Origin of the sequence: Micromonospora sp. DT4 (assembly GCF_049841675.1) — a bacterium.
In the GTDB taxonomy this organism is placed as follows: domain Bacteria; phylum Actinomycetota; class Actinomycetes; order Mycobacteriales; family Micromonosporaceae; genus Micromonospora.
Genome location: NZ_JBNCKT010000169.1, coordinates 1 through 8064, shown reverse-complemented (window position 1 = coordinate 8064; position 8064 = coordinate 1). Strand labels below are relative to the sequence as shown.

The 8064-nt window shown below is 69.1% G+C and carries 10 protein-coding genes, 1 tRNA gene and 2 pseudogenes; 8 read left to right on the top strand and 5 right to left on the bottom strand.

All coding sequences use genetic code 11. The features are described 5' to 3' along the window. Together ACLQ24_RS27545 and ACLQ24_RS27540 are read left to right on the top strand one after the other, a co-directional pair. Positions 1-183: pseudogene (locus tag ACLQ24_RS27545) on the top strand (hypothetical protein); the annotation flags it as partial. Between the two features lie 244 nt (positions 184-427). Then, positions 428-754 (top strand): hypothetical protein, encoded by a 327-nt coding sequence (locus ACLQ24_RS27540; RefSeq protein ID WP_425894652.1) that lies wholly within the window; start codon positions 428-430, stop codon positions 752-754. Positions 755-1074: 320 nt separating this feature from the next. On the opposite strand, the gene ACLQ24_RS27535 is transcribed toward ACLQ24_RS27540, so the two are convergent. The 3 genes from ACLQ24_RS27535 to bcp all read right to left on the bottom strand — a co-directional run bounded on the left by ACLQ24_RS27535 (position 1075) and on the right by bcp (position 2567). After that, positions 1075-1602 (bottom strand): GNAT family N-acetyltransferase, encoded by a 528-nt coding sequence (locus tag ACLQ24_RS27535; RefSeq protein ID WP_425894651.1) that lies wholly within the window; start codon positions 1600-1602, stop codon positions 1075-1077. A 69-nt stretch (positions 1603-1671) separates the two neighbouring features. Then, a tRNA-Leu gene (locus tag ACLQ24_RS27530) sits at positions 1672-1745 on the bottom strand. Between the two features lie 345 nt (positions 1746-2090). Then, positions 2091-2567 (bottom strand): thioredoxin-dependent thiol peroxidase, encoded by a 477-nt coding sequence (gene bcp / locus ACLQ24_RS27525; protein WP_425894653.1) that lies wholly within the window; start codon positions 2565-2567, stop codon positions 2091-2093. Between the two features lie 244 nt (positions 2568-2811). On the opposite strand from bcp, the gene ACLQ24_RS27520 reads away from it, so the two are divergent. From ACLQ24_RS27520 to ACLQ24_RS27505, 4 genes are read left to right on the top strand one after another with little or no spacing between them, the layout of a single operon-like run. Further along, entirely contained in the window at positions 2812-3528 is a 717-nt protein-coding gene (locus ACLQ24_RS27520; RefSeq protein WP_425894650.1) for an energy-coupling factor ABC transporter permease, read from the top strand. Then, positions 3525-3944 (top strand): PDGLE domain-containing protein, encoded by a 420-nt coding sequence (locus tag ACLQ24_RS27515; protein WP_425894649.1) that lies wholly within the window; start codon positions 3525-3527, stop codon positions 3942-3944. The genes ACLQ24_RS27520 and ACLQ24_RS27515 overlap by 4 nt, the downstream gene beginning before the upstream one ends. 14 nt (positions 3945-3958) lie before the next feature. Then, positions 3959-4729, top strand: a complete 771-nt coding sequence (cbiQ, locus tag ACLQ24_RS27510) for a cobalt ECF transporter T component CbiQ (RefSeq protein WP_425894648.1) — start codon at positions 3959-3961, stop codon at positions 4727-4729. After that, positions 4726-5484, top strand: a complete 759-nt coding sequence (locus ACLQ24_RS27505) for an energy-coupling factor ABC transporter ATP-binding protein (RefSeq protein WP_425894647.1) — start codon at positions 4726-4728, stop codon at positions 5482-5484. The genes cbiQ and ACLQ24_RS27505 overlap by 4 nt, the downstream gene beginning before the upstream one ends. 139 nt (positions 5485-5623) lie before the next feature. Here ACLQ24_RS27505 and ACLQ24_RS27500 read toward each other — a convergent pair. After that, positions 5624-5950 (bottom strand): annotated as a pseudogene (locus ACLQ24_RS27500) (hypothetical protein); the annotation flags it as partial. 531 nt (positions 5951-6481) lie between these two features. Here ACLQ24_RS27500 and ACLQ24_RS27495 point away from each other — a divergent pair. Both ACLQ24_RS27495 and ACLQ24_RS27490 read left to right on the top strand, forming a co-directional pair. Next, entirely contained in the window at positions 6482-7291 is an 810-nt protein-coding gene (locus tag ACLQ24_RS27495) for a helix-turn-helix domain-containing protein (RefSeq protein ID WP_425894646.1), read from the top strand. Next, complete coding sequence (locus ACLQ24_RS27490) at positions 7288-7482, top strand: DUF397 domain-containing protein (RefSeq protein ID WP_425894645.1); 195 nt, start codon at positions 7288-7290, stop codon at positions 7480-7482. Before ACLQ24_RS27495 ends, ACLQ24_RS27490 begins: the two co-directional genes overlap by 4 nt. 72 nt (positions 7483-7554) lie before the next feature. Here the strand turns inward: ACLQ24_RS27490 and ACLQ24_RS27485 are convergent. Then, positions 7555-8064, bottom strand: a 510-nt coding sequence (locus tag ACLQ24_RS27485; RefSeq protein ID WP_425894644.1) for an IS30 family transposase, incomplete at its 5' end; no start/stop codon positions are given.

Here is an 8064-nt window from a genome sequence, read left to right as displayed (position 1 = left end):
ACCCACAACCCCGCCCGCACCCACACCACACCAAACTCCGGACAACCCACCCCAACACCCACCACAACCCACACCCCTCACCACGAACCAACCAACCAACCAACCACAGAAAACCACGACACCCACAGCGCAGGCGAGAGCGTCAATGCCTTTCCCTTCGCAACGTGGAAGCCAGAACTTTGAGCGATAGAGGTTCATGGATTAGATGAGACGCCGGTCCGATTCGGAATTCCGCGCGGGCGCGGTCCGGATCGTGCGGTAGACCGGGAAGCCGATCACGCCTGGTGGCACGTGATCTGGGGAATCAACAGCGACACCCTGGCCAACCGGGCGGCGGTTCGGCGATCGGTGTCCAGGACGTCGACATCGAACTCGACCTGGACCGTGCTCCGGACGACCGGCCCGCGTCCTCGTCCGGCCCGGTGCCTTGGCTGGTCACCACCGGCGTCACCGTGCTCGCGCGGCGCTCGGGCTCACCCTGGCACTGCGGTCCGGCTCCACACCTGTCTGCGCGTCCCGGGAGGCGTTCGCCCGGATCGCCGACCCGGTTGAGGGCCTCGTCCGGGTCGCCTACCGCGCGGTGGTCAACCCGCCGCTGCCCGGCCCGCTGACGTTCCGGATCAAGGAGGGCGCGTCGCAGTTCTGGTTCGCCGTCCGGGTCGGCAACCACGGCAACCCTCTGCGCGCCGTGGGGGTGCGGCAGGACGCCAGCGGCCCGTGGCGCGCCACGGCGTGGCAGGACTACAACTACTGACTGCTGGCCTCCGGGGCGGGTGCCGGCCGTTGCCACGACCTTGCGTCTGCCCGTCCGCCCGCCCCGGCGGTACGCCGACGCCGGTCCGCCGCCCTGCCAAGGTGGCCGAGGCGTGCGCGCTGGCCTCCCCGGTCGGCGACGGGCCTTCCACCCGACCGGCCGGGGCGACCGTGCGCTGGTGCGGCTGAGCCGTTCGCGGTGGCGACGGACCTGGTGGCAACTGGGCCTGGTTACGGCCGGCTTGGTACGGCCGGCCTGGTTACGGCCGGCCGGTGGCGGCCCGGTTCTGTCGGCGGCCCAGCCTGGTGGCGGCTGACCGCTCAGTCGGTCGGCGTCAGGTCGAGCCACATGAGGATCTCGTCGCGGTCGTCGCCCGGTGCCACCCGCAGCGCGCCCGGCAGGCGGCCGATCTCCCGGTACCCGAGGCGGCGGTAGAACCCGTCCAACCCCAGCCCGTCGCGCACCGTCACGTGCAGTGCCTCGTGGCCCATCGTGCGGCCCAGCCGGGCGGCCTCGCGCATCAGCGCCGACCCGTAGCCCGTGCCCTGGGTGTCCGGGTGGACCATCACCCGCTTCAGCACACACCAGTGCGCCTTGAGGCCGAACCGGTTGTCGCAGAAGATCAGCACCGCGACGGGTCGGTCACCGTCGTACCCGACCAGGAGCCGGTCCGGCCCGTCGACGATGCCCGCGAACGTCGGGTCGGCGATCGTACGGACGTCGGTGGCGGTGACCGGCGGGACGAAGCCGACCGCGCCGCCGGCGTTGCTGACGTCCACCCAGAGGGCGACGATCTCGGCGCGCAGCCGCGGGGTCAGTTCGGGATCCAGGACGAAGCGCAGAGTCACGGCGCCCATCCTGCCCGCTGAGTGGGGTCGAACCGGACGACCGTGATGCGTACGACAGCCGATCTGTTGTGGGGCCGACGGGATTCGAACCCGCACTGGTGCGGACCTAAACCGCATGCCTCCTGCCGTTGGGCTACGGCCCCTTGCAACTGAACTCCACCAGCGTCCACGGCCATTCTGGTCGACGAGGTAGTCGTCGGCCTATCCGGAAACCCGTTGGAGTAACCGCCTCAGAATCGTAGACCACCTCGGGCGCGATGGGTGCAGCCCGTCGTTGCCCAGCGTACGTGGAGGTCTGGCTGTGGCAGTTCGGGCATGGCAGCCGCAGGCTGCGGGGCCGGTTGTCGAGCAAGTCGCCGCTGGCCCGGACACCGAGCAGCCGCATCACCTCGGTGATGTTGTGGGCTGTGGCGGCCGCCTCAGCGAGTAACTCCGGTGTGCATTTGTACCGAACCATTCACGCACGGTAGTGCTCGGGTCTGACGGTCTCAGTCGAGCCCGAGGTCGCGGCGGAGTTTGGCGACGTGCCCGGTGGCCTTGACGTTGTAGAGCGCCCGTTCGATCTTGCTGTCGGGGTCGATGACGAAGGTCGAGCGGATCACGCCGGTCACGGTCCTGCCGTACGACTGCTTCTCGCCGTACGCGCCGTAGGCGGTGAGTACCGCCTTGTCCACGTCCGACACCAGCGGGAAGGTGATGGCGTCGCGGTCGCGGAACTTCGCCAGCTTCTCCGGCTTGTCGGGGGAGATGCCGACCACCTCGTAGCCCGCCGCCTGGAGCGAGGCGAGCGAGTCGCGGAAGTCGCACGCCTGCTTGGTGCAGCCGGGGGTCATCGCGGCCGGGTAGGCGTACAGGACCACCTTGCGGCCTCGCAGGTCAGCCAGGGAGAGTTGGTCGCCGGTGTCGGTGGGCAGGGTCCACTCGGGCGCGGGGTCACCGGGGGAGAGACGATCGGGCGCGGTCATGGCCCCGACCCTACCGCCGGGCGTGCCGGTGTCGGCGTCGGCGGCGCGCGCCGGCTCGTCGTCCGGGATGTCGGGGTGTCCTCGAGCCGCGGACACCCCGACATCAGGGAAAGCGAGTCGATCAAGCCACTGGCAAAGGTGATCAAGACCATGCGTTGTTGCCAGATTCTGGCAACAACAAGTTGCAGGAAATAGGCTTACCCCCGCCGGGTCCGGTCGGGTCCGCTGACGCGTGGGAGGTCGCGTGGAAACACTGGCGATGCACATCTCGAACGGGATCATCGACGGTCCCGTGGCAGCGGTCTTCGCTGCGCTCGCCCTCGTCGCGCTCACCTACTGCGTCCTGCGCGGTCGGCGCGACCTGGATGACCGGCTCGCCCCGATGGCTGGCCTGGTCGCGGCGTTCATCTTCGCGGTCCAGATGCTCAACTTTCCGATCTTCACGGCGGGCGTGAGCGGTCACCTGCTCGGTGGCGCGCTCGCCGCGATGCTGGTGGGGCCGTGGGTCGGCGCGCTCTGCGTGGCCGTGGTCCTCGTCGTGCAGGCACTGATCTTCGGCGACGGTGGGGTGGCGATGCTCGGCCTCAACATCACCAACATGGCGCTGCTCGGCACCGCTGCCGCGTACCTGCTGATCTCGGTGCTGCTGCGGCTGCTGCCCCGCACGCGGGCCGGCCTGGCGGTGACCGCGTTCGTCGCGGCGCTGGTCAGCGTGGTCGTCGCGTCCCAGGGCTTCGTCCTGGAGTACTGGCTGGGCGGCACCACCGACCTGGGTAACAACCTGGCCGGCCTGGCCGGCACGATGGCCGGCGTCCACGTGCTGATCGGCATCGGCGAGGGTCTGATCACCGCGACCACCGTGCTCACCGTCGCGAAGGTCCGCCCCGACCTGGTGTACGCGCTGCGCTCCCTGCATACCCCCACCACCCCCGCTGTCCCGGTCTCCGGAGGTGTCCGATGAAGAACCGTTCCTGGGCCTTCCTGGCCGGGGGCCTACTTGTCGCCCTGCTGCTCGCCGGCGTCGTGAGCAACTACGCCTCGTCGCACCCCGACGGGCTGGACTCCTCCCTGCGCAAGGGCTGCACCGTCGATGTCGACGACAACATCGTCGGTGGCAGTTGCCCAGCCCAGCAGGCGAAGGACCACGAGTTGGGGGACAGCCCGCTCGCCAACTACGGCGTGCGGGGCGTGGAGAACAGCTTCCTCTCGACCGGCCTCTCCGGCGTACTCGGAGTGCTGGTGACCTTCGCGATCGGCGTCGGTGGCTTCTGGCTGCTGCGCCGCCGGGATACCGCGCCGAGCGAGGGCGACGGCGGCACGTCCGCCGAGGGCGCGGCGGTCGGCGCCGGTGGCGGCCGCACCGGCACGAGCGACTGAGCAGGGGGTACGCGATGGGCGCCGGTCGCGGGCATGTGTTGTACCGCGAGTCGGCCTCGGCGGTGCACCGGCTCCCGCCCGAGGTCAAGATCGTGGCGATGGTGGTCTTCACGGTCGCCGTGGTGGCCACACCGCGCGAGGCGTTCTGGGCCTTTGGGGCGTACGCCCTGCTGGTGGCGGTGGTGGCGGCGCTGGCCCGGGTGGGGCCGCGCTGGCTGCTCAGCCGCGCGCTGATCGAGCTGCCGTTCGTGCTGTTCGCCGTCGCGCTGCCGTTCCTCGGGGCGGGTGAGCGGGTCGAGGTGCTGGGTCTGCGGCTGTCCGAGGACGGCCTGCACGGCGCGTGGAACATCCTGGCCAAGGGCACGCTCGGGGTCCTCGCCTCACTGCTGCTGGCCGCGACCACCACCACCCGGGACCTGATCGTCGGATTGGACCGGCTGCACTGTCCGCAGATCCTCACCCAGATCGCCACGTTCATGCTGCGCTACCTCGACGTGCTGGTCGGCGAGGCGCGACGGATGCGGGTGGCGCGAATCTCCCGGGGCGACGACCCGCGCTTCCTGTGGCAGCTCCGCGGCTTCGCCGCCGGCGTCGGTGCGCTCTTCCTGCGCGCCTTCGAACGCGGTGAGCGGGTCTACCTGGCGATGCTGTCGCGGGGCTACACCGGGCGGATGCCCGCGGTGTGGCAGGGCGACGGCGCCGCGACCGCCGGTCAGTGGCTGATCGCGGCGACCGTGCCGGTGGTGGCGGCCTCCATCGCCGCGACCGCCGTCGTGCTGACATGATCGGTGTCGTGCAGACCGCCCTCTCGCTGGACGTTCGTGGTCTTCGGTACGCGTACCCGGACGGGCACGTGGCCCTGCACGGCGTGGACCTGGCGGTGCCGCGCGGCGACCGGGTGGCGCTGCTCGGCCCCAACGGCGCCGGCAAGACGACCCTGGTGCTGCACCTCAACGGCATCCTCACCCCGGCCGAGGGCAGCGTCAGCGTCGGCGGGCTGACGGTCACGCCGGACCGCGCGACGCTGGCCGAGGTACGCCGCCGGGTAGGCATCGTCTTCCAGGACCCCGACGACCAGCTCTTCCTTCCCACGGTGGCGGAGGACGTCGCGTTCGGGCCCGCCAACCTGGGGCTGCGCGGGGCGGAGCTGGCCGCCCGGGTCGACGAGGCGCTCGCCGCGGTGGGGATGAGCGAGCACCGGGACCGGGCCCCGCAGCACCTCTCCTTCGGGCAGCGCCGCCGGGTGGCGGTGGCGACGGTGCTGGCCATGCACCCGGAGATCCTGGTGCTGGACGAGCCGTCGTCGAACCTGGACCCGGCGGCCCGCCGCGAGTTGGCCGAGATCCTGCGCGACCTGCCGGTGACCCTGCTGATGGTCACCCACGACCTGCCGTACGCGGCGGAGCTGTGCGAGCGCTCGGTGATCCTGGACGGCGGCCGGATCGTCGCCGACGCACCCACCAGCACGTTGCTCAGCGACGCCCCGCTGCTGGCGAAGCACCGCCTGGAGCTTCCGCAAGGCTTCACCCCGCACCCCTGACCCATCTCCTCGACGTTCAGTCGTGAGTCCGGGTCGGGTACCCATCCTCGCTGAGGAACGGGGACGTTCCCACCGATGCTCGTCCGGGGGCGACGGCAGCGGAAACCTGTGCACTGTCGCCCGTTCCTGAGGGGTCGACGGCGGGCTTGCGGTACGGACCCCAGCCCACGAACCGGGCGTACAGGTCGTGCGGGCTCGGGCCGTCATGTGGGTTGAGGCGGTAGAGATCCCTGGTCGCCTCGTAGTACATGCCGGCGAGGTAGATCGTCAGGCCGGTCGGGTTGTCCTCGAACTCGGCCTTCAGGCGTAGCCGTGCTTCGCCGCAGGGCCAGACCTGGCCATCCGCTCGGCAGAGCCACATCGGACGCAACGGGGTGTGCGGGGGTTGCCGCTCGTTGTGGCTCTGCGGGAAGCGGGGCTTCGGACCGGCCAGGGGTGGCTGCGCCTGACTGCTGAGCGTGCTCATCTGTCGTCTCCTGCCTTTGGGTTACCAGTTCGGCGGCCAGTGTCCAATTGATCTCGGTAGGTGCGTTCCAGTTCGGATTGAACGGCGGTACGAAGCCGCCGACGAGTGATGGCCCGTAGCGGGCGATCGGCTGATCGGGGGCGCCGCTCGCCCGCTCGCGCTTGCGGGCGGTGCGGCAGGAGGGGCACGCGCACCGCCGTGCACCCAGGCGGAAGCGCTTCGATCGGTGCGGCCTGTGCCTTGGTCGGGCCAGGTCGGCATCGTCGTCGTCCAACGGGCACCTCCTGCCTGCTGCACGGAGTCCGGGCCGCGAATCGCATCCCCCGCCACGACCCGGACCCCGAATCCTCGGGGCACGACGCCGGGCTGTCTCGGGGAAAGCAACCCGGCATCGCGCACTTCACAGTCTGGATAGGACGGGTCTATCTTCGATACGTGCTCACGCCCACCGAGCTTGGCAGATACGGACAGTGAGCACCCTCGAGTGACTGTGAGTGACACGCCGAATGAATTGAGCCGAGATGAGGAGCCATGGGCAGCGTGATGGATTACGTCGTCGGAGAGCTTCGCTTCCTTCGAGCCGCGCTGAGCCTTAGCCAGGAGGAATTCGGCAGGACTATCGGCTATTCGGCGTCGCACGTGAGCTCCGTCGAGACCGGCAGCCGGCCACCCACAATCGACTACGCCATGGCCGTAGACCGTGCACACGATCCGTTGTGCGACGAGAAGAGGGGCGGCCGCGTCGCCCGCATGTTGCGCGAGCTGTCCAAGGCCGACCCTGAGTGGCTGAGTGAGTGGATCCAGTGCGAGCAAGAGGCCACCCTGATCAGATGGTATGAGCCCGCCTTCGTGCCCGGCCTGCTCCAGACTGAGGTGTACGCCCGGGCGACCTTGCCGAGCAACGTGCTGACGGCCGAGGAGATCGAGCTGCGAGTCTCCTCACGGCTCGGGCGTCAGGCGATCCTCACCAAAGAGCGGCCAGCTCAGTTCGTGGCCGTTGTCGACGTCATGGTCCTGCGTCGGCCCATAAGCGGCAGCCCCGGGATCATGGCTGAACAGATCGCACACCTGGTGAAGATGGCCGAGCTGCCGAACGTGCAAATACTCGTGGTGACTGAGGACGCCGGGGTCTACCCTGGATTGCAGGGCGGATTCATCCTGGCAACGCTGCCCGACGGTGCAGTGGTCGCCCACCTTGATCACCAGGTGCGAGCACAGGTAGTCAACGGGGCCGATGACCTTGCTAGCCTCCAAAGGACGTGGGAGGCAGTCAGAGGCGAAGCCCTCTCTCGAAGGCAGTCACTCGAATTGATCAAGGAAGCGGCGAAGAGATGGACATGACCGGTGCCAGGTGGCACAAATCGACTCGTTCCGGCTCCAACGGCGGGTCGTGTGTAGAGGTGGCCGACAACCTGCCCGGTGTCGTGTTCGTACGCGACACCAAGGATCGTGAGGGTGGCACCCTCCACTTCAACCCGCAGTCGTGGCGGTCGTTCGTCGATCTGGCCAAGCAGATCGGCCCGTTGGCCTAATCGAAGCTCACCATGCAGAGAGGGTCCCTCAGCGCTGGGTGGATTCTCGGGGTCCTCGCAACACCTGATGGTTTAGGTGGCTGTCAGTAGATCACGCAGACGCTCGGCTGGGTTGTCCCAGCCGAGCGTTTTGCGTGGTCGGCTGTTGAGTTGTTGGGCAACGTGCTTGAGGTCCTCGGGTCCGTAGGCGGACAGGTCGGTGCCCTTGGGGAAGTACTGGCGTAGCAGGCCGTTGGTGTTGTCGTTCGATCCGCGCTGCCAGGGCGGGTGTGGGTCGCAGAAATAGACGGGCACGCCGGTGGCGACGGTGAATTGCTTGTGTGAAGCCATTTCCGCGCCTTGGTTCCAGGTCAGCGACCCGCGCAGGTGGGCCGGCAGCGTGGCGACGAGGTCCACGAGGACGTCGCGGACCTCCTCGGCGGTGTGGCCGCCAGGCAGGCTGCCGATGCTCGCTGGCGAGGGCTGGCTCGACGGCGCCAAGACGCCGTTCGGGTTGGTTGGTGCGCAGTAGCTGTTCAGCGTGAGTAGATGGGCGGCCGAATCGGTCTGACCTGTGGTTATGCGCTCATACGGTGGGTCGAT

What these genes read in the sequence shown, in the direction of transcription:
- bcp (WP_425894653.1), bottom strand. Translation starts at nt 2,567, where the DNA reads ATGACCGCGCCCGATCGTCTCTCCCCCGGTGACCCCGCGCCCGAGTGG.
- ACLQ24_RS27515 (WP_425894649.1), top strand. Translation starts at nt 3,525, where the DNA reads ATGAAGAACCGTTCCTGGGCCTTCCTGGCCGGGGGCCTACTTGTCGCC.
- cbiQ (WP_425894648.1), top strand. Translation starts at nt 3,959, where the DNA reads ATGGGCGCCGGTCGCGGGCATGTGTTGTACCGCGAGTCGGCCTCGGCG.
- ACLQ24_RS27505 (WP_425894647.1), top strand. Translation starts at nt 4,726, where the DNA reads ATGATCGGTGTCGTGCAGACCGCCCTCTCGCTGGACGTTCGTGGTCTT.
- ACLQ24_RS27495 (WP_425894646.1), top strand. Translation starts at nt 6,482, where the DNA reads ATGGGCAGCGTGATGGATTACGTCGTCGGAGAGCTTCGCTTCCTTCGA.
- ACLQ24_RS27490 (WP_425894645.1), top strand. Translation starts at nt 7,288, where the DNA reads ATGACCGGTGCCAGGTGGCACAAATCGACTCGTTCCGGCTCCAACGGC.